General features: G+C 59.8%; 16 protein-coding genes and 1 riboswitch. Of the genes, 6 read left to right on the top strand and 10 right to left on the bottom strand.

Annotation, left to right across the window (positions count from 1 at the left end; all coding sequences use genetic code 11):
* Positions 1 to 19: 19 nt before the first annotated feature.
* A complete protein-coding gene (dinB, locus tag E2F43_RS08980) occupies positions 20 to 1165 on the top strand; it encodes a DNA polymerase IV (protein WP_338054589.1) in 1146 nt (381 codons plus the stop codon).
* Positions 1166 to 1234: 69 nt separating this feature from the next.
* Here the strand turns inward: dinB and E2F43_RS08975 are convergent, their stop codons facing one another.
* Positions 1235 to 1669: an Lrp/AsnC family transcriptional regulator gene (locus E2F43_RS08975; RefSeq protein ID WP_133211817.1), complete on the bottom strand. Its 435-nt coding sequence runs from the start codon at positions 1667 to 1669 to the stop codon at positions 1235 to 1237.
* 129 nt (positions 1670 to 1798) lie between these two features.
* On the opposite strand from E2F43_RS08975, the gene E2F43_RS08970 reads away from it, so the two are divergent.
* Entirely contained in the window at positions 1799 to 2989 is a 1191-nt protein-coding gene (locus E2F43_RS08970; RefSeq protein ID WP_133211815.1) for a type III PLP-dependent enzyme domain-containing protein, read from the top strand.
* Here the strand turns inward: E2F43_RS08970 and E2F43_RS08965 are convergent.
* A complete protein-coding gene (locus E2F43_RS08965; RefSeq protein ID WP_133211813.1) occupies positions 2986 to 4920 on the bottom strand; it encodes a DUF3604 domain-containing protein in 1935 nt (644 codons plus the stop codon). The two genes, E2F43_RS08970 and E2F43_RS08965, sit on opposite strands and share 4 nt — an antisense overlap.
* 48 nt (positions 4921 to 4968) lie before the next feature.
* Entirely contained in the window at positions 4969 to 6000 is a 1032-nt protein-coding gene (locus E2F43_RS08960; protein ID WP_133211811.1) for an AraC family transcriptional regulator, read from the bottom strand.
* A 178-nt stretch (positions 6001 to 6178) separates the two neighbouring features.
* On the opposite strand from E2F43_RS08960, the gene E2F43_RS08955 reads away from it, so the two are divergent.
* Together E2F43_RS08955 and E2F43_RS08950 are read left to right on the top strand one after the other, a co-directional pair.
* A complete protein-coding gene (locus E2F43_RS08955; protein ID WP_165954252.1) occupies positions 6179 to 7414 on the top strand; it encodes an NAD-binding protein in 1236 nt (411 codons plus the stop codon).
* 55 nt (positions 7415 to 7469) lie between these two features.
* On the top strand, positions 7470 to 8192 hold the full coding sequence (locus E2F43_RS08950; RefSeq protein WP_165954251.1) for a type II secretion system protein GspG: 723 nt from the start codon (positions 7470 to 7472) through the stop codon (positions 8190 to 8192).
* Here E2F43_RS08950 and E2F43_RS08945 read toward each other — a convergent pair.
* On the bottom strand, positions 8189 to 11758 hold the full coding sequence (locus tag E2F43_RS08945) for a hybrid sensor histidine kinase/response regulator (protein ID WP_133211805.1): 3570 nt from the start codon (positions 11756 to 11758) through the stop codon (positions 8189 to 8191). The two genes, E2F43_RS08950 and E2F43_RS08945, sit on opposite strands and share 4 nt — an antisense overlap.
* Positions 11759 to 11884: 126 nt before the next feature.
* Here E2F43_RS08945 and E2F43_RS08940 point away from each other — a divergent pair, with 126 nt between their 5' ends.
* Both E2F43_RS08940 and E2F43_RS08935 read left to right on the top strand, forming a co-directional pair.
* Positions 11885 to 12934 carry a DUF481 domain-containing protein gene (locus E2F43_RS08940; protein ID WP_165954250.1) on the top strand — a complete coding sequence of 350 codons (1050 nt, stop codon included), beginning with the start codon at positions 11885 to 11887 and terminating at the stop codon, positions 12932 to 12934.
* A gap of 392 nt (positions 12935 to 13326) precedes the next feature.
* Complete coding sequence (locus E2F43_RS08935) at positions 13327 to 15648, top strand: TonB-dependent receptor (protein ID WP_238946825.1); 2322 nt, start codon at positions 13327 to 13329, stop codon at positions 15646 to 15648.
* Between the two features lie 56 nt (positions 15649 to 15704).
* On the opposite strand, the gene E2F43_RS08930 is transcribed toward E2F43_RS08935, so the two are convergent.
* From E2F43_RS08930 to E2F43_RS08905, 6 genes are all read right to left on the bottom strand, one after another.
* On the bottom strand, positions 15705 to 16769 hold the full coding sequence (locus E2F43_RS08930; protein WP_133211801.1) for a 3-deoxy-7-phosphoheptulonate synthase: 1065 nt from the start codon (positions 16767 to 16769) through the stop codon (positions 15705 to 15707).
* Between the two features lie 92 nt (positions 16770 to 16861).
* Positions 16862 to 17461 carry an IMPACT family protein gene (locus tag E2F43_RS08925; protein ID WP_238946824.1) on the bottom strand — a complete coding sequence of 200 codons (600 nt, stop codon included), beginning with the start codon at positions 17459 to 17461 and terminating at the stop codon, positions 16862 to 16864.
* A gap of 2 nt (positions 17462 to 17463) precedes the next feature.
* Positions 17464 to 18762 (bottom strand): DSD1 family PLP-dependent enzyme, encoded by a 1299-nt coding sequence (locus E2F43_RS08920; RefSeq protein WP_133211799.1) that lies wholly within the window; start codon positions 18760 to 18762, stop codon positions 17464 to 17466.
* On the bottom strand, positions 18762 to 20135 hold the full coding sequence (locus tag E2F43_RS08915) for a D-arabinono-1,4-lactone oxidase (protein WP_133211797.1): 1374 nt from the start codon (positions 20133 to 20135) through the stop codon (positions 18762 to 18764). The genes E2F43_RS08920 and E2F43_RS08915 overlap by 1 nt, the downstream gene beginning before the upstream one ends.
* A 2-nt stretch (positions 20136 to 20137) precedes the next feature.
* A complete protein-coding gene (locus tag E2F43_RS08910) occupies positions 20138 to 20491 on the bottom strand; it encodes a c-type cytochrome (RefSeq protein ID WP_133211795.1) in 354 nt (117 codons plus the stop codon).
* Positions 20492 to 20537: 46 nt separating this feature from the next.
* On the bottom strand, positions 20538 to 21053 hold the full coding sequence (locus E2F43_RS08905; protein WP_238946823.1) for a DUF501 domain-containing protein: 516 nt from the start codon (positions 21051 to 21053) through the stop codon (positions 20538 to 20540).
* 92 nt (positions 21054 to 21145) lie between these two features.
* Positions 21146 to 21291: riboswitch (cobalamin riboswitch) on the top strand.
* Positions 21292 to 21298: the final 7 nt, after the last annotated feature.

Genomic DNA, 21298 nt, shown 5'->3' with positions numbered 1-21298 from the left:
CAGGACTCAACGGGACTGAATGCGCCAACAAGCACGCCGGTCGATCCGCAAGCGGCACCGCCCGGTGACCCACTCCGCTACTGATATGCGCCAGAGGAAGATCATTCACATTGATGCCGACTCGTTTTATGCGTCGGTGGAAATGCGTGAAGACCCGTCGCTGGCAGGCAAGCCGCTGGCGGTGGGAGGCAGCGCCAGGCGCCGCGGAGTCATTGCGACCTGTAACTACGAGGCGCGCGCGTTTGGTGTCCGTTCGGCCATGCCCAGCAGCCGGGCACTGCAATTGTGCCCTCATCTGAAGATTCTCCCGGCCCGCTTCGATCTGTATCGCGAGGTGTCACGCCAGTTTCACCACATTTTCCGTGACTACACCGCGATCATCGAACCGCTCAGCCTAGATGAGGCCTACCTGGACGTCAGTGACTGCGAGCGGTTCCATGGTAGTGCAACCCTGATTGCTGAAGACATCCGGCGGCGCATTCGCGAGGAACTCAGCTTAACCGTGTCCGCGGGTGTCGCGCCCAACAAGTTCCTCGCCAAGGTCGGCAGCGACTGGGACAAACCCGACGGCTGCTATACCATCGCCCCGTCACAGGTTGCCGATTTTGTCCGCGAGTTGCCCGTCTCAAAGATTAACGGGGTCGGCACAGTCACCGCCGCCAGACTGGCACAACTGGGCGCAACCACCTGCGGGGAGTTACAGCAGGTGCCGCTGGAGACACTGGTTCGCCGATTCGGCAAATATGGCTCCCGACTGGCAGACCTCGCCCACGGCATTGACGAACGGGACGTCAGGACCAGCCGCATCCGCAAATCGATCTCTACCGAGCATACTTACAGCGACGATATCGATGACCCCACGGCCATGGCCCGGGCCCTGTCGGAACTGCTCTCGGAGCTGGAGGCAAGGTTTAATAAAATCGAGGAGCAATACCGTGCCCACAAACGCTTCGTCAAAGTAAAATTCAATAATTTCACCCACACCACCATGGAAGAAGTTATTCCCGAGAACGGTGAGCACTGGCTGAACGAGGCCGCTTTCAGGGCCTTGCTGTCCAGTGCCTGGCAGCGCGGGCAGCGCCCGGTGAGGCTGCTGGGAGCAGGACTGCGGCTTGAACCGCTGCGCGATGACATGACCGGCCAGTTAGTGCTGTTTGACCTCTGATGACGCGTTACTTGCAGCGCAAGTGAATTTATCCGCTTACCGGGTGACAGCCGGCCGCAAACGCAGCCCTCAGCGCCGATCAAACTTGGTGGATAGCACGATAGCCGAATCAGTATCCCTGACCCCGTCCATTTCACCGATACGGTCCAGTACCTGGTCCAGTTCTGCCGGCGCGTTCACCCGGATGATGGCAACCAGGTCTATCTTGCCGGATACCGTATACAACGCCTCCACCTCCGCCATGCGCTCCAGTGCATTGGCGACCTGTGTGCCCAGGTGCGGGTCCACCACCAGGTTGACGTAGGCCTGGAAGGTCGTTGACCGATAGCTGTCTCCCAGCTTCAACTGGTACCCCACAATAATGCCGCTGGCCTCCAATTGGGCCAGCCGTTTCTGCACCGTGGTTCGCGACAGGTCCAACTCGCGGGACAGCTCACTGATGGTTTGCCGGGCGTTGCGCTGCAGGGCCTTGATCAGGCGCCTGTCGTTCTTGTTGAGATCCATAAATGCCCACTTTGATAATATCAATTATCACTTTGACACATATTTGATCATATTAACCAGTTTTTGCAACTGTTCAGTGAACGGCCCGAACTGGAGAATAAAACCATCGCAACCAACAGGGTGAGTACTATGACTGGCAGTGTCGCAACCGCTTTCGACCGGCCCGAAACCTCGAATTTCTATCGCCACGCGGCAGAAATCACCGGCCAATTGAAGCCGACGGAGCCACTGTACCTGTTCTGCCCGGCGGTGCTGAAGGCACGCGCAGCGCGGTTTCTGCAACAGTTTCCCGGCACCGTGAGCTACGCGGTCAAAGCCAACCCCGAGCAACGGGTTCTGGAAACCCTGGCCGAAACCGGGTTGCAGCATTATGACGTGGCTTCGCTGGACGAGGTCAGGCGGGTCAGCCAGTACTGTCCCGGCGCAACCCTGCACTTCAACAACCCGGTAAAAGCCGAAGAGGCTATCGCAGAGGCTTACCTTCGCTATGGCGTGCGTTCGTTCGCCCTGGATGAAATGTCCGAGCTGGAAAAGATCCGGCGCTGTACCGGCGGCGACCCGGCGGTTGTGTACACCGTGCGTTTCAAACTTGATCACGCCAGCGCCGCCTACGATTTCGGCAGCAAATTTGGCGCGGACACTGCCACTGCGACAGCACTGCTGCGAGCCGTCAAAGCACTGGGTGCTGCGGCCGCGATAACCTTTCACCCGGGTTCGCAATGCACCGACCCCGGCATGTATGAACGCTACCTGCAGGCGGCTGCCGACATCACCGCCAGGGCCGGTGTCGAGCTTGAATTTGTCAATGTCGGCGGAGGTTTCCCCGAGCATTACGCAGGCACCAACCTGCCACCGCTGGAGGATTACTTCGAGACCATTACCCGGGCGCGGGACCAGTACTTCCCCGATTCGGTAAAACTGGTCTGTGAGCCAGGGCGGGGCATTGTCGCGTCCTGTATTTCACTCCTGGCCCGCATCATCCATGTGCGCAACTGTGGCGAGACCCTGTTCGTCAATGACGGGGTTTACGGTGGCATGCAGGAACAGTCCCTGGTGGATATAACCCTGCCGGCCAGGGTCTGGCGCGAGGGAGAACTGCTGGCTGCGCCGGATACGCACTACCACGTGTTCGGGCCTACCTGTGATCCGGTAGACCGTCTGTCCCGAACCACCCCCCTGCCCCGCGGCGTAAAGCCCGGCGACTATATCGAATTCGGCCTGCTCGGCGCCTACGGTTCGGCCACCACCACGAACTTCAACGGTTTCAACTCGAGCACCTATGTCAACGTGCTCGAGGCGACACCCTTCAGCGCGTCCTAGCCGTCCGCCGGGCTGTACCAGATCGGTGAGGACCAGGCACGCTCCTGGATCACCGGCCGGTGTTCAGCCGCGCAGCAGCCGGAGTAGCCCTCGATAACTGTCTCCGGGACCGCGCAATCGACACCAGCGGCAACACATTGCCGCTGGCTCCAGCGACAACTGGGGTTTTCCACCACCCGCGTGTAGTAATAAGCACGCTGATCCGGTTTGAAGTCCTCGTCACGCCAGACCGCGCACAACTGTGCCGCGCCCTCGCCCCGGGGCTCGCAGGTATCAAGATCGACGCTGGCGCCATTGTCAGCCTTGCCGGCAACATCGAAGACACGGTGACGCGACTGACCCCGTTCATCAATCCAGCCCTTGATCACCTGCAGCCGCTGCAGGGGCATGCCCGGTGCATCCGCCGTTCCCGGATCCTTGCTGGCAACCACCAGGAAGCCGGGGACAGTGTCCCCACGGCCGACCAGCTCTCCCCCCATCGGTACGCCATCCGCGTACGCCCGGGCAATGCGATCAGGCGATGCACACAGGTCCTCAGGAAAATTCCAGCCAGCGAAAAAACGGCTGCTGATGCGCGGACCACTGGTGGCGTAAGCCTCCCGTCGTCGCAATGCGGCAAAAATCGAATCCCTGCTGTTTTCCTCAGCCCAGACGACCGCCAGTCCTCCGGGGTTGTACTCCAGTTTGTCAGGCAGCCCAGGAGGTATTTCGCCACCGGCCGGGACACCCGCCCCGCCATGCCCCAGGAACCGGTCCTCCTCCGCGGCCCCGGGAGTGCCGAGATGGGTATCCGTGCTGGCGATCACACCCAACTGGTAGGGATTGATACCCAGCGTCTGTTCCAGTGCCAGGCCGTCGGTCAGTACCTGGCGCACGAAGCCAGTATCCTTTCCGGGCGGGGCATCGTAGCCGGCGATATTGTCCTTGGGAAGTTGCTCAAACGCACACAGTTCGTCACTGCCGGGGGCGCCGGCGAAATAGCATTCAGATGCACCCTTGTGCTGCATGATTTCTACCAGCGGTTCGAAACGCCTGCGGTCCGCGGCATAGTCGGCACTCATGACACCGCCGCCGTCAAGCTCTCCACTGAACATATAGCCAGCACTCAGGTTGGAATTATGGGGAATGACCAGGGCATCACAGGCGCCATCCGCCTCGAGGCAGTGCCGATCCAGGCTCTGCCAGAGGAGGTGTGCTGACGGGCTGTCGATAAAGCCAGCCGGCAGGTCCGGAACCTGGGCGTTACGAAACACGACATTGCGGTGCAGGTTGCCGCCCGAATCGCTCTCCATCCCGGTCCATTCATAGCCGACAAAGGTCGTAAACCTACAGTCCGCGCTGCGGTCATAGCTGTGCTCCGCCGCTGTCTGCATTTCCGCCCAGGGTACCAGTGCTGCGAGTCGGCACGTGACCCCGTCCTCGCCACACATTCCCAGATGAGACTGCTTCATGGTCGCCATGTAGTTGAACAGGTAATACGCGCCCCGCGGCACATGCCGGTACAGCAGGCACTGCCAACTGTTATACCCCTCGATATCGGGTGTGTTACACATACGCACCTCGCCGATCAATTCAGCGTGGTCCGAAACCATGGCGAAATCCAGCGGCCGGCGCAGTTGCAGGGAACGGGCGGCCTCGCCATTTTCGCCCCAGGGCTGGATGCCGATGGCCTCGCCGCGGGCAAACTGGTAAGCCTGTTCCGGTGTCGTCCGGGTGCCCTGGGTGCTGGCATCCAGCGAATAGCGGGTGTGGACATGCAGGTCACCAAACAGTGCGCGACGCTGGGGATCGTGATCGGCACAGGGCTGTCGCTGCTCCGTGTAGCCGGCAGCAGTCGCCAATGCCAGGGACGGCAGCCAGTAAAGAGCGGTAAAAAATACCAGCGCCCAGCGAACCAGAGACCGGCAGTGGCGATATTTACAGGCTGTCATCAACTCTCTTCCTCGAATTCTGCTACCGGTATTGCGCGGATGTATCCGTCAGGCAAGGTCTGCCTGCTGTCGCCAGGCGCTGGGAGAGTGGCTACTCCAGCGTTTGAAGGCGTGACTGAAGTTGGCCGCCTCGGTATAGCCCAGCAACGATGAAATTTCATCGATGGGTAAGCGCGTGTTTCCCAGATATTCACGGGCCAGACCATAGCGGATCTCATCCAGCAAGTCCCTGAAGGTGCTGCCTTCGTTCTTGAGTTTTCGCCGCAGGGTTCGAGTTGACATACCCATGCGCTCGGCCACGTACTCAATGTTCGGAAAATACCCGGGGCGCGCCAGCATCAGCAGGCGAACCTCGTCGATAAAGCTGCCGTGGGCCGTCAGCTTGGCGATCAGTAACTGGCACTGCTGTTGCAAGTGTCGTCTGGAGTCGGGATCACCGCGGGGCAGTGGCGCGTCGAGTAATTCAGCGCTGAAATAAAAGCGGGCATCGGCGGCACCAAACTCCACCGAGGCGCAGCCAAAGTGATCGCGATAAGCCTGTTTCCGACCCTTGCCATCGTGCGGCATCAACAGCCGCTCGATCGGGAACGGAACACCCATGATTTCCGAAAAATCCACCTGGGCGGCTGACATATCCCGATCGATGTACAGATCGATGAGGTCCTGTTCGATGGGCGGCGGGTTGTCCATTGAAAACCAGGCCCCGGATTCGCTCACGCCGTAGTGGAAACTGAACAGGCTGAAGGTAAGTCGACCGAAATTCTCCGCGATAGCCAGCGCATGGCGGAATGTCTCTGCGCTGAGCAGGGCATAGCCGAACAGTCCATAGCGTTGCGGTATAAAAGGCTCACCCAGTTTAAGTCCGATCACCGGATTGCCGCTGAGTTGAAGCGTATTGCGATAAAACCGGAACTCCTGCTGCAGGCTGATACGCAAGTTGGGGTCGGCCAGTTGGCTCAACGACAAGCCGGTACCCAGCAGGCACTGGCTGGCGCTGTAGCCGAGCGCCTCCATCACTTCCAACGGTGGTAGCAGGACGCGGGCCGGATGGTTAGGGAGCTCGCGTATCAATCGGGTCATTTATTATTACCAGCCGGGTTCCCAGTGCAGGAATGTAGCACGGTGGCCGAAAATAACAAATCACCTCCGCGATCCGAAACCCTGCCGGCAAGGCGACTGCCACCGATAGCACGTTCATTTCAGGTAGTTTTGCGCTCGCTGGTTCGTCGGACAGGTGGCCTGGGGTATCATGCGCCCCATGCAAAAAAAATACTCCCCTGAGAAATTTCCCTGGCTTCCCACCGGCGCCATCGTGATTTTCCTGCTGGCACTGATCGGCTTTGAATCCGGGGTCTCTGTGACCGAGCGGCCTGAGCTGGCCAGCGCGGGGGTGATGGCCAAAGCTTACTACGCACTGAGCCTGTTCGTGGTCGGTGGTGTTGACCTGGGTACCCCCACTGGTGGCAGTCCCCTGGGCCAGATTATGGTGTGGACGGCCTACTTCGGCGCTCCCATACTGGCGGCCTGGGGTTTGATCAGCGCTCTGCTCAATGCGCTTTCGCCACAACTCTGGCAGCTGAAGCGGCTGAAGAACCACATCATTGTCGTTGGCGATGGCGAGCTCAGCATCAGCTACCTGCGGGTATTGAGGGAGCATGACCGCAAGGTGCCGGTGGTCGTGGTAAGCAGCGGCGAGCAGACGCTGCGGGAGGAGTTCAAGCACAGTTTCGGCGCGGTGGTAGTCAGCGGCGATATTACCCATGAGTTTTTCCTTCGCCAACTGAAACCCGAGCGGGCCAGGAAAGTCCTGCTCCTGGACAACAACAGCCTGCGCAGTTATGAGGCCGCCAGCGTATTGCTCAACCTGGTCCCCGGCATCGCCAATCGGGTCATCATCCACTGCGCCAACCTGCGCTTCATGCGCTCAATGGCCAATACCCGGGTCGCCCAGAGCTGCCAGTCCTTCAACACCTATCACCTGGCCGCCGCAGGCCTGGTGCGCAGCCAGATGTTGCACCATTTCAAGGAAACAGACCCCAAGGATGTGGTCATCATCGCCGGCTTCGGGCGTTTCGGGCAGACCATCCTCGAAGAACTGCAACGCAGTGCAATCGACGAGCTGGACACGGTGTTAATCATCGACAAGGATGCCCAACGGCGGGTCATGGTCGCCGACGAGCAGATGGAATTTATGGGCGGTTATCGTCGTGAACTGTTTGATGGCGATGTCGCCAACCCGGAAGTCTGGGAACGGGTGCGCAGGGACGCCAACGTCGAAGGAAACAACACCGTGTTCGTGCTGGGCACCGGCCGGGAAGAGGAAAACCTGCGCTCGGCCCTGTGGCTGCGCAAAAAATACCCTGGCGCCATGGTCATCGCCCGCAGCAGCAAGGAGTCACTGTTCGCCTCGGAGGTGGGCCAGGAACACAATATCGTCAGCATCAGCATCGCCCAGCTGGTGGAAGAGAACATCCCCAGGTCCTGGATCGAGTAGGGCTCTACCGAGATTGTGCGGTATGCCTAATGTATTCATACTTGCCGGAATCACGATGACCAACAAGGAGAACGCCAGCTTGTCCCGAATCGCCACATTGCTGTTGTGCGCCACTGTGCTCGCTGCCTGTACCTCTGAGGTCGACGAGGCGACTCAATTGCTCAGCGACAGCTTCCGTATCAAGGAAGGACTGGAAGTCGGCGACGTCACGAGTTACCCGGGCGGTGTTGTCTGCGGACAATACAGCGCCTATCTTTCCTACTATGAGCCGCCCCTGGAAAACGCGCCGTTTATCGTTATTGATGGTGCGCTGGACAGATCCCCCGACACCCTGGACTGGCGCCTGTTGTGCACCGACGACCCGGCCGCTGCCCTGTTTGAAGAGAGTGGTATAGGCCCCTTCAGCGAATCCAGCCTGGAACTGATCAAGGTCACCCGGGATATGTCGCTGTTAACAAGCACGCTGGAGACCTATTACGAAGATAATACCAGCTATCCCCTGGAATCCGCGGGTCTGCAGGCGCTGGTGGAAAAGCCTGAAAATGACAGGCTTGCCCGGAATTACCGCGCCGGTGGATATATTGACCAGCTACCCGTGGACCCCTGGGGTCAGCCCTACCACTACCAGCACACCCGCTGGGGCCGGGTTAAAGGCTCCTTCGAACTGACCACGTTTGGCAAGTCCGGAGAACCCGGCGGTCACGGGCTGGAAGCAGATATCAGCTCAAGCTACCTGCCCTACCTGCAGCGGATCGCCCGCCTGCTTGGTGTTGACTAGACACCAGCCTGGCCAGCGGCGCCCCGGTTCTGCTCTGCCTCTACCAGGGCCAGGATCAGGGCCCTTAACCGGGCCGCATTGACTGGCTTTGACAGGAAGCGAAACCCGGCGGCTTTGGCCCGGTCACGAATGACATCACTGTCGTCGGCGCTGATGATCACACAGGGGACCGAACGGCCGGTGCTCACAACCGCGGCCTGCATGGCAGCAATACCGGTGTCATCACCATCGAGATGGTAGTCCGCCAGGACAATATCGGGGGCGGGCGCGTCATCATAAGCCGCCATCAATTGCTCCCGGTCGGACGCCACCCGGACCCTCGCGCCCATGGTTAACAGCAGCTGCTGCATTCCCTCTCGCACCCGCTGGTCATTATCCAGGCACAGCACATGCACCCCCTCCAGGTCATGACTGCCAGGGGCGTCCGGCAGGGTCGCCGTCTGCCGACCGGCACGACCGTAAGTCACGTTGACAGAAAACATCGTGCCCCGCCCCTGGCAGGAGCGCAGTTGCAGGCGGTGTCCGAGCAATTTTGCATAGCGTGAAACAATTGCCAGTCCCAGGCCAAGGCCTTCCTCTCCGGCCTGTGATGCCCGCTGCAATCGCTCGAACTCCTGGAACACCCTGACCTGGTCCTCTTCCGCAATGCCAGGACCCGTATCGAAGACCTGAAGTTCGGCACCGTCGGCACGGCGTCGCACACCGAGCACTATCCGGCCCGAGGAGGTGTACTTGATTGCGTTGGACAACAGGTTCTGCAACATGCGGGTGACCAGCGACTGGTCGGAATAAAGCCACAGTGAACTCGGCTGAATATCCAGTTGCAGACCCCGCATGCTGGCCATGGACGCAAACTCCCGCTCCATGGCATCAAGCACTTCGGCCACCGGAAAATGGCTTCTTCGCGGCAGCTGCTTGCCCGAATCCAGACGTGATATTTCCCGGAGTTCGGCGATCAGCTGCTCCGCCCGTAGCAGGGAACTGTCGATCTGCTCGACAATATGCCGGGTTGAATCATCAACCTGGTTTGCCAGCTGCGGTTTGAGAGCCGCGGTAAACAGCCGGGCGGCATTGATCGGCTGCAGCAAATCGTGGCTGGTAGCGGACATAAAGCGGGTCTTGCTCTGGTGAGCCTCACGCAGGCTGGCCTCGATACGCGCTCGAGCGCGATTTTCCTCTCGCAACCTGGCATTGATATCACTCAATGTCTGTGAACCTGAAGCGACTTTCTGCTCCAGCTCCAACTTGGTTTCCTCCAGCTGGGTAACCATATGGCGATAGTCGGTAATGTCGATGTAGGTGGTAACAAAGCCTCCCTGACTCAACGGGTTACCGTGGATATCGATCACCATGCCGTTGGGCATCACCCGCTCCAGCCGATGCGAGTTACCTTCCCGCAGCCATTTGAGTCGACGCTGTACCTCTTCCTCCTGGCTACGATCACCACTGCCCAGAATGCCGCGCGCGGCATTGAACCGATACACCCGTTCGATAGGACAACCGACGTAGAGGAAACGCTCCGGATAATCAAACATTTCCTCGTAGCGCTTGTTCCAGGCCACCAGGCGCAATTCCTTGTCCACCACTGCAACGCCCTGTAACAGGCTTTCGACAGTAGTCTGCAATAGTTCACGGTTGAAAGTATGCAGGCGACTGGCGTCGGTCACCATGCTGGCCAGGTCACTGTATTCCAGCTGCTGACTGCGCTCAAGCTGCTCCATCGCCTGGTGTGCCGATGTGGCACCGATAATCCGCGCGAGCACGGACTCCACCTGGTTAACCACGAAAACCGGTGCCCTGTCTCCCGGAAGCAGCCGCTGCTGATAGCTGTCCTCGAAGCGCTGCCACATCGCCACCAGCTCGTCCCGTTCCATGAACGGTGGCAACAGTGCCTGCAGTTGGCTGACCCGGATCAGGCTGAGCTCATAGTCCTTGTCTGCATCCCATGATGATTCCGTGTGGTCCTCGGTAAACAGCCTCGCCTGGCGCACATCGGCACGGGACGGGCGAAGCAACAGGGACAACCCCACCAGCGCCAGCGAGTTGGCGCACAGGCTCCAGCCGGTCGCGTAGGCGAGCCGATTCTCCGCCTCCAGGCCAAACAGGTTCAGCGGACGCAGCCAGTCAATACCCAGTGGGCCAGAGACCAGCAGCCCGGCATCTGCCGGCAGTACCGCGGTCAGCACCCCACAGTAAAACCACAGCAGCAACCCGAGCAGTAAGCCGGCAATAGCGCCCACCCCGTGGGCCCTGCGCCAGTAAAGTCCGGCGAGCATTGCGGGTGCCAGCTGGGCTGCGGCGAGGAAGGAGATAAAACCAATTTGCGCCAGCCAGGGAATCTCCATGATCTGCTGGGTGACCAACCAGGCGCTGAATAATATCCCGACAATGGCGTACTGCCTGATCCGGCGCAGACTGTCACCCAGCTTCAGCACCGCCGCGGGCGACCTGGCGTTGATGCGCATGACTATCGGCGCGACCACTTCATTGGTGATCATAATGGCCAGGCTGACAGTGGCCACAATGACCATGCCGGTCGCTGCGGAAATTCCCCCGATGAAGGCAGCGACGGTCACCCACTGGGCGTCCAGGGATATCGGCAATAGCTGTACATAGACATCGGGCGATATGGACTCGGATACAGAGAACACATTGGCGCCGGCAAGACTGATCGGTACAACCAGCAGCATGAACAACGCCAGATAACAGGGAAACAACCAGCGCGCTATCCGGGTGTCAGTCGTACCCTGCGCCTCCACAACCATGACGTGGAACTGCCGCGGCAGGCACAAAATCGCCAGCGCGCTGATCAGGGTACGGGCGATAAAGTCTGAGGATATGGAGACTTCACCCAGGGCCTGGGAGCCGTGCTGGGCCTGAGCCTGCTCAGGCAGTCCGTTGAGGTAAACCATGGCCAGCACCGCCACTGCGACAAATGCTGCCAGCTTGACCACCGATTCCACCGCTACCGCGGCCATCATACCCCGGTGTCTCTCCCGGCCATCGAGTCGCCGGGTACCAAACAGGATGGTGAACACCGCGAGAATGATGGCGACAAGCAGTGAGGTGTCACCGCCGATGGCTTCCACTTCCGGGGAACCACCGCCAACGATCGCCCAGGCCTGGGACAGGGCCTTGAATTGCAGGGCGATATACGGAAGCACAGCCGCTGTGGCCACCAAGGTGACGAGGATCGCCAGGGATTGCCGCTTGCCATAGCGGGCGCCGATATAGTCGGCAACCGAAGTCACCCGATGCCGCGCACCTACCGCCAGCATACGACGGATAATCGGCCAGCCGAAGACAAACATCAGGATCGGACCCAGGTAAATGGGCGTGTGGCTCCAGGCGGACTCGGTGGCACTGCCGACGGCGCCGTAGAAGGTCCAGGAACTGCAGTACACCGCCAGGGAAAGGGCGTATACAACCCCCCGCCATCGCGAACTGGCAAGCCAGTGAACGCTGCCGTCCCTGGCGCTGGCATGGCGATCAGCATACCAGGCCACGGCGAACAGGATACAGATGTATAGCAGCGCCAGACTCAGCAGATTGGAGGATGTAAGCATCTGGATTTCGGTATGGTATCGTTTACGCTGAGCATAACATGACTGTTCCGCTCAGTGGGCGGCAGTGACTTACCGCGTCCGGAGTCGCGGCAACCCGAAATTACACTACAATAAGCGGCTATGACTATGCGCCGATCACCAACCATCCCGACCCGCGGGCTGCTGACTCTGCTTATTTTGCTGCTGGTGACTCTCAGCCACGACGTCCGGGCAAGCCGCAAGACGGACGTTGTCACCCTCTACAACGGCGACAAAATTACCGGGGAAATCGCCGAGATGGATGGCGGAATTCTTCAGTTCAAGACTGACGCCATGGGAACTCTCAGTATCGAGTGGCCGGAAATCGCCAGCGTCGCCAGCGAATACCACTACGAGTTGCGCCTGACCAGTGGCGAGCGCCTCTATGGGTCCTTCGGCAGCGGTTCCAGAGCCGGACAGATTGAGTTGGTGGACCTGTTTGGCAAACACGATATCGAGTGGTTACAGGTGGTTGAAATCCGACCTATCGAAGACAAGCTGCTCGACCGCCTCGACGTCTATCTCTCCACCAATTTTTCCTTCACCAAGGCGACCTCCATCGCGCGCTTGTCTTTTAACACCGCAATCAGTTACGAGGATCAAACCTCCGTATCATCGCTCAACGGTCGCACCGACCTGACCTCCTCCGACAGCGGAGACAGCGACAGCTCCCGTTATGACATTGAACGCTGGTCGTGGCGGAAACAGCGCTCGGATTCGTTCAAATCCATTTTTGCCAACTATGAAGACAATGACGAACTGGGGCTGAATCATCGGGTTGGCGTCGGCGCCGGCTTTGGTAAGTACTGGCTGGACACCCACAGAACCCGCTTCACCGGCGCCCTGGGACTGCAGGCCATTTCCGAGAGTTTTTCCGGTCAGGAAACCAACCAGGATGTGGAACTTTACCTGTCCAGCACTTTCAACACCTGGAAATTCAACACGCCGGAACTGGATATCGACCTCACTTTCAACGTGTATCCCAGTCTCACGGATACCGGCCGGATACGCACCGACGGCAACTTGCGCATCCGCTGGGAACTGATCAAGGACTTGTTCTGGGATGTGTCCGCCTGGGTCACCACCGACAACGAAACCGGCAGTGGTGGCTCCAGCACCGACTATTCGATTACCACCGGTGTAGGCTGGAAACTGTAAGCTGAAAACCCGGCCCGCCGGGAGCAATTTCGATTGCTTTCCACTGACGGCACTGACATTTATGCCAGCACGGTGACGACTGCATTCGGGAGCACGACAGTTGTGTCACCGTGGCCTCCGCCCGCCAGCCCAGATATCCGCATGCATCCCCGCCAGTCGGGTACAAACATCTGAACCCCGCGCCCCGGATATGGTGGGACCATGTTCAAAGCAGTTATTTTATTGAATCCTTAGCACTGTCGAAGCAAAAAGATTGAACCGGTATATAGATACTTGCAACAGCTTGATCGTTTCGGGCAAGCTGTCACTCCAACATAGAATAATTAATCGTGTTGTCGGTCAGCCACCGGCTTCAACACTCCGCAGAGGTAATGATGCACAATTCCCATTCCGTGAAAAGAACCGTCCTCGCCAGCGCGCTGGCCGCCACAACCACACCGCTGTTGGCCCAGAACCTGGCGCTCGAGGAAGTGATCGTAACCGCCACCAAACGGGCGACAACAATCCAGGAGATTTCCGGCACGGTAAACGTCGTGACCGGCGAATCACTGGAAAAGTTCAATGCCCTGGCATTCGGTGATATCGAACAGCAAACCGCGGGCCTCAGCCTTATTTCCCCGAACGCGAGAAACAGCACGATTGCCATGCGCGGCATCAGCCTGGACCCGGAGGCCGGTGCGAGCGGTGTGGTCAGCGTGTTCTGGAACGACCAGGTGATCCGAACAGACGTCGCCTTTTCCCAGTTGTACGACATGGAGCGGGTGGAAGTCCTGCGCGGCCCCCAGGGCACCCTGCAGGGACGGACATCCCCGGGGGGGGCCATCAACCTCATTACCCGGGGCGCAGATACCAGCGTCAGCGACGGTTACGTTGAGGCCACCTTCGGTGACAACGATGGCATCAACACCCAGGTCGCCTGGGGTGGTCCCATTATCGAGGATGTGTTGGGCGTACGTATCGCGGCGGTTTATGACCAGAACAACTCCAATGATGTGGAGAACATTACCACTGGCCTGGACGACCCGGAATCAGAGGCAAAATCGGCACGCATCAGTGGCAAATGGCAGATCACCGACAACCTGAGTTCCTCCCTCGTGTACCAGTACTTTGACCGTGATATCGAAGACCCCAAGGGTATGAGCGGCTCTGATTCGCTGGGTATACGGCCCACGCTGGACGCCGAGGACAAGATTGCCCTGGGCAAAACCAACGATTTCGGCGAGTTGGATTACGACCTCTACAACCTGAAGTTCGACTGGTCACTGGGCGAACTGGACCTGGTGTCCATCACCGGCTGGACCGATAGCAAAAAATTCTCTGGCACCCAGAATGACCGGGCGAACTATGTTACTGACCCACAGAGCCTGACCAACCAGACAGCATTGACAGATGTGAACACCTTCTCCCAGGAATTCCGGCTGTCGTCGCTGGATAACGACTTCTGGGACTGGATGGTGGGTGTCTTCTACCTCGACCAGGAAACCCGCACCGAATTCGTTTCCCATCGCTCAGTCGCCAACGGGCCGAATCCGATCACCGGTGACGTGTCCGGCATCTCCTTTTCGTCTTTCGGCGCAATTCCCGTAGACCGCAAAGAGTGGGCGCTGTTCACCCACAACACCTTCTATCTCACCGATGCCACCAGCCTGGAAGTCGGACTGCGTTATACCGACTACGATTCCTTCCGTCGTGCGGACGTATTCTACGGTGGCCTCAACTATGTACCTGCGTTCTACCCCGAGTTCCTCGTGCCCATTATCGAGGAACAGTTGGAGGCGTCCTTCCCGATTGAGGGCGTCAGCGACGACTTCCAGAGTACAGAAGAAGACGCAGTGACCGGATCGCTGACCCTGAGGTACGAATGGAGCGACGCCACTACAGTGTATGCCGCCTACAACCGCGGCTACAGGCCCTCGGGCATCTCGATCAACCCGACCCCGTCAGTGCAGTTCCTGCCCAATGGCGAGGCCGACCTGGTCCACGACGAGGAGACCAGTGACTCGGTGGAAATCGGCTTCAAGGGCCGCTATCTGGACGGCAGGGGAACGCTCAACGGCGCCGTCTATTACCAGCAGTTCGACGGTTACTTCGGCTTTGTGCGCGGCGTCCAGGTACTCAACGACCTCGGTGAGCCCGAGGACATTTCCGGTGGTCTTATTCACAACGGCGACGCCAGCATCTGGGGCGTGGAACTGGAAGGCCAGTTCCTGATCAGTGAAAACTGGGTTGCCGGCGGCGCATTTTCCTACACCAAGGGCGAGTGGGATGACGGTGCCGAGGCGCCCTGCAACGACCGCGAGTCCGGTGAAATCCTGGGTTTCTGTGACATCGGCGGCGAGAATCTGGGCGGTGAACCCGAACTCACTGTCAGCCTGAACACCGAGTTCGTGATGCCCTTTACAGCCACCGAGTGGTATATACGCGGTCTCTACAAGTTCACCGATGACCGTGACAACACCGATGCCTCCGCCGGGATCGGCATTACCCGTGGCAGCTTTGAATCCAACCAGGTGCTCAACCTGTATACCGGGCTGCGCAGCAGCGACTCTACCTGGGACCTGTCACTGTGGGCCAAGAACCTGTTCGACTCCGATGAGGTCACCTATGAACAGGGGCCCGACCAGTACGACCTGGAAGCCTCGGGAGGTTCTTACACCCAGTCCAACATCCAGGCCGAGCGTACCATCGGCATCACCGCACGCTACAACTTCTGACAGCGGACCCGTGACGCCATCGATGAGGTGCGGACAAAAACCCGGGCGATTGAGGTCTACCCGCGCCGCTGGCCCCGGCGCTGGCGGACCGCCGCCGCCAGTTCCTGCAACAGCGGTTCGGTAGCATCCCAGTTAATGCAGGGGTCGGTAATGCTCTGCCCATAGGTCAGGGACTGGCCGGGCACCACGTCCTGGCGCCCTTCCACCAGGTTGCTCTCCAGCATAATGCCAAAGATACTGTTGCTGCCCCTGGCGACCTGGGTAGCGATATCGGCTGCCACGTCAATCTGCCGCGCGGGAATCTTGCGGCTGTTAGCGTGGGAGGCATCGATCATGATGCGCGCCGGCAGCCCGCCCTTGCCCAGCATGGCACTGGCGTCATCCACCGAGAACATATCGTAATTGGGATGCTTGCCGCCGCGAAGAATAATGTGACAATCCTCGTTGCCGGCGGTCTGGAAAATCGCCGAGTGCCCCTGCTTGGTGACGGACAGGAAGTTGTGGGGCTGAGAAGCAGACTTGATTGCGTCTATCGCCACCTGGATATCGCCGTCAGTGGCGTTCTTGAAACCCACCGGACAGGACAGGCCCGAGGCAAGTTCCCGGTGAGTCTGGCTCTCGGTGGTGCGGGCGCCAATGGCGCCCCATGAAATCAGGTCGGCATAGTACTGGGGGCTGATCAGGTCCAGGTATTCAGTGCCGGTAGGCAGGCCCATCTCCGCCAGATCCGCCAGTAGTTGCCGGGCCAGGTGCAGGCCCTTGTTGATCTGGAACGTGTTATTCAGGTCCGGATCATTGATCAACCCCTTCCAGCCCACTGTGGTCCGCGGTTTTTCAAAGTACACACGCATGATCACCAGAATGTCGCCGGCCAGGGCATCAGCGGCGGATTTCAGTTTGGCCGCATATTCGCGCGCCGCGTCGGGGTCATGTATGGAGCAGGGGCCCACCACGGCCACCAGGCGGTCATCTTCTCCGCTTAAAATATTGTGGATACCGCGGCGGGCGCCGGTGACGATGGCGGCGGCCTTGTCACTGACACCGATCTCCCCGATCAGTTGCTCGGGGGAGATCAGTTCATTGGTTTTCTGGATCCGTAGATCGTCGGTACTAGCTGTCATCAGGACACTTCCGTCTGCTACTGCGGGTTTACCCGCTGAAAAAGGCGCCTAATATACCACTTGTGCCAGCCGCTGGCATGGCTGCGACCGGGTCAGTCCACCGCCTTCAGTTCAGCGCCATGAGCCGCACAAAAGTTCCGCACCGGGATGACATCGTCTGCCGCCAGCTGCAGCTGCACCTCAATACCAACACCGTAATCAATCTGGCTGAGCTTGCCCTGGAGCCCCGACAGCAGATGGCGCAGCGGCTGTTCCAGGCTGAAGTCACCGCACAGCAGGTAGCAGTGCCAATGGGTCAGCCGCTGTGCGGGGGTGATATCCAGTACCTGCCGGGTGGCGTTTGCGTAGGCCCGCACCAGGCCTGCAGCACCCAGTTTTATACCACCGAAGTAGCGCACAACGATCACCAGCACATTACCCAGTTCACCGTGTTGCAGCACGTTAAGGATGGGCTTGCCCGCGGTTCCTGCCGGCTCTCCATCGTCACTCATGCCTGCACCCGTGGCGTCCGCCGGCCTGCCCAGCAGGTACGCCCAGCAGTGATGCCGGGCATCGGGATAGTCCAGCCTGGCGCGGGCAACTGCGGCGTTGACCTGGCCGCGATCCTGCACAGGAACCAGGCGGGCAATGAAGCGGCTCTTTTTGACAACCAGCTCGGCTTCACACTCCCGAGCGGGGATCAGCAGGTTCACCTTCAGGCCTGCACGCTGAACACCGGCCAACGCTCGACAATCCGGCCCTGCTCGAATACCGCGATATCGCCGAACTGCAGGAACACGAATTCACTCTGGGTCGGTCGCAGGAAAACCCAGTCATCGACCGCAAGATTGACGCTGGCTGACCCGTTCAGCATTTCCTGGTTGGTGGAGCGGCCATAGATGGCATTGGGGCTCAGCCCCGGGGGCGAGACCGGACGGGCCTTCCAGTAACCGCCATCGGTAAAGAAAGCCCGCTCCCTGTTGGGGTCCCATAAAGACTGCAATCTGCCCAGGTCCACGATCGGCAAGCGGGTATGATCCATCGCCTTGAGCACTGGCGCGGCAATATAGCTGGCGCTGGTATGATCGGCCAGGGTGGGCAAATCAAAGTCGGAGGGTTTCACCAGGCATGAACCGGCTGACAGTTCGTTGAAGGGAAACTCGCCGCTGTCGTATAGCTGGTAGGTGGGACTGCCGCCGGCATTGAGTACCGGATTATCCGGCCAGTCATCGCCCAGCGACTGACGCGCGAGTGCCAGGTAATGACGATAGCGCTCCATGGCTGAATCACGGACCTTGCGAACGGCCGCATCCATCGGCGCCAGGCCATGCAATGCGCCGTAGCCCGGTACCTTCGCCACATGGGGCTCGTAGCCCATCAGGCCCTTGAAATTCAGTTGCGGGGAGCGCCGGATGCGGTCAAGTATTGCCAGCATATCGGCATCGTCAGACACTCCTCCGCGGTGCAGGCCCACGTCGATCTCGATACAAACGGACAGCGTTTCGCCCAGCTCTGCCGCCAGCGCTTCATACTGCTGTGCACGCTGCGGCGAATCCAGTAACCAGTGAAGCTGCTGTTGTGGATCAAAGCCACCCGTGCGCTGGTGAGTCCTGTAGAAATTACCTGCGGCAGCCACTGGCAATGGCTTGCCGAGCAACACGTCGGCTTGCGGGAAGGCTGATGCCACCTGGTTGATGAAGGGCTGGTTGAACAACATCAGCCGCTGGCTCCCGCTGAGGGTCATGACCTCCTGCAACAGCGGCAGGGAGGGTAGTGACTTGGCGACGATACGATAGGCAAAACGATCGGCGAGATGCCCCTGCAGCGTCCGGACATTCTGCCGCATCGCTGCGCGGTCGATCACCAGCGTTGGCCTGGCCCGGGATGACTGGCTCAGGGCGCCACTGATTGAACGGAAATATTCGCTGTGACTGGCGCCTTTGTCAGCGGGACGCAACAGCCACCCTGCTCCCGCCAGCCCCAGTGCACCCAGGATGAGGTTTCGGCGCTTCATCAGACGCCCGCCTCCCCAAAGAGCCGGGACAGGTAGGAATTGAGAAAGCGACCCTCGGGATCCATTTGCTGACGCATCTCCGCGAAGTCATCCCAGTGAGGGTAAAGCGCGCGAAAGTCGCCCGCATTGAGCGTATTTAGCTTGCCCCAGTGGGGCCTGCCGCCATGCTTGCGGAAGATCGGTTCCAGCGCCCTGAAATAGGGCTGGTAGTCCTCCTCGAAGTAGCGGTGTACCGCAATTGACAGGGATTCCCGTCCATAGAAGGGGCTCAACCAGATATCGTCACTCTTTACGAAACGCACTTCCAGTGGAAAGAAAACCTCGTGGTGGCTGCTTTCCAGGGTATCGATTACCTCGCGCAAGGCCCGCAGACCCGACTCGCGGGGAAGGTGGTATTCCATCTCGTTAAAGCGAACATTGCGTTCATTGGCATAATTGCTCCAGGAATTTCCCACTGTCACCTCCTTGTCGAGAAAGCTGGCGTAGGTACTGAGGGAGAAACGCCGCAGTGCCGGTGCCGATTCCATCCAGTCGCGAACTGACTTCAGGGTCATGACGCCTGCGTTGGGGTCTGCCTTGTCGGTGGCCCCTGTCGGCTCGTTACTCAGGTCGTGGGAATCGGTAAAACCCCAGCCGGAAAATGGCACGTAGTAAAATTCAAAATTGCGGTGCTGTTCGGCCATGGATTCGGCATTCTCGAGAATATCCTCCAGTTCCATCCACACTGTTTCGCGACGCAGGCGATAGGGCTCCATGTTCTGCATGCGTACCTGGGTGATCACCCCCAGGCTGCCCAGGGACACCTTTGCCGCCTGGAACAGGTCTGCATTGTGATCGGCGTCGCATTCGATAACGTCCCCACGGGCATCGACCAGTTGCAACCCGGTGACAAAACTGGACAGACAGCCCAGCCCGCTGCCGGTCCCGTGAGTCGCGGTGGCCAGGCTGCCCGCGAGCGTCTGCTCATCGATATCCGGCATGTTGAGCAGCGCCTGGCCGGCATCCTGGAGCGGCTGGCCGATATCACCCAGCCGGGTTCCGCCGCCGATGGTGGCCTGCAAGGATTCGTTGTCGAGGGCACTGATCCCACCCAGGCGAGACAGGGACAGCAGGGTGCCGTCAGTGGGTACCAGCGGGGAAAAGGAATGTCCCGCCCCCACCGGACGAATAATCCCACTACTGCCAGCCAGCAGTTCCTGTAATTCACCGAGGGTGGCCGGAGCTACCCGCGCCTCGGGCAGGCACTGCTGGGAGCCGGACCAGTTGCGCCAGGGCAGGCGACGCTTGCCGGCGGCCAGCGCTGGCAGAGCGCCGAACCCACCGGCGGCGGCGAGGCCAGCGAGGGCGGTGAGCAGACTGCGGCGGTTCAACACGATCAACGAGCCTCGGCCATAAACTGAATCAGTGCTTCAAACTGGTCGGCATCGCAGTCCATGCACAGGCCCAAGGGGGGCATTCCGCCAAAGCCGCTGACCACATTGTCCACCAGGGTGTTCATGCCCTTCGCCAGCCGGGGCTCCCAGGCAGGCCTGTCACCGGTCAGGGGAGAGCCGGTGGCGGCCACGGTATGGCAGTTGCGACAGCTGCGGTTGTAGACGTCCGCCAGCGCAGGCTCCGCCGGCTGCAGTGAGCGGCTGGCCACCTCAGCTGCCGCGCTGCCACCACCGGGCTCGCCGCAGGCAGTCAGCACCAGAACCACCGGCAGGCAGCGAATTATCCGAAACGTCATCAAATCAACCCCAATATTAGTTATCACTATTATTAGTGTAGCGCCATTACCCCGAAACGCAATCGGCCTCCGCAGCCTCGCGCCAGTGCTGGTCGAGCAGTTCGCCCACCGTATTCGGGCACACCAGGTGGGCCGCATACCAGGTATGCAGGCAGCGAATCCGGCTGCGATCGGCAATCCCGCCAATGCCCTTTTGCCGGAAGACATCAGCAAAGCCAAGGCGAGCGATGCCCGCCCTGTCAGCGGCTGACATATATCCGTCGCGCAGGGCGATATGCTGCACATGGTCTTCGGCCATTGACGACTGTAGCGCAGCGCTGGCATCGATGCGGGCCTGCAACCTGGCGATAAGGCCGCGGGCTTCCTCCTGGTCAATACGGTAATTGAGTTGCGGGTCCACCAGCCAGAACAGGGTGGGAAACGGCTTGTCATCCACCAGCGAGGCCACCCGGATGACCCTCGGGCGACCCCGGGAGTCGACCACCGGGATATCCTGCAGCCCGCGGGGCTCCCGTCCCAGTAATTTCGCCACCTGAGATCGCTGTGCGTCCGTTACCGGCAAGATGATGCTCCTGAATATCAAGTGACGCTTATTCTACGCCATAAGCCCAATCCGGTAAGGGCAGATATTTGACAAAAATCGGGCACCCGCCCACAATCCCGCCCACGCCAGGTGCCCGCCGCAGTTCCGTCTGCTGGGCGGGTTAAATGGGAAGTGTGGTTAAACGCCACCGCTGCCCCCGCAACGGTAGACAGCATTGCGCTGCGAGCCCGATACCTGCCTGGACACAGCACCGATGGGGCGGA

The organism is Seongchinamella unica, from assembly GCF_004354085.1.
GTDB lineage: Bacteria > Pseudomonadota > Gammaproteobacteria > Pseudomonadales > Halieaceae > Halioglobus > Halioglobus unicus.
Note: the sequence above shows the minus strand (reverse complement) of the source record. Positions and strands in the feature narration are given on the sequence as shown.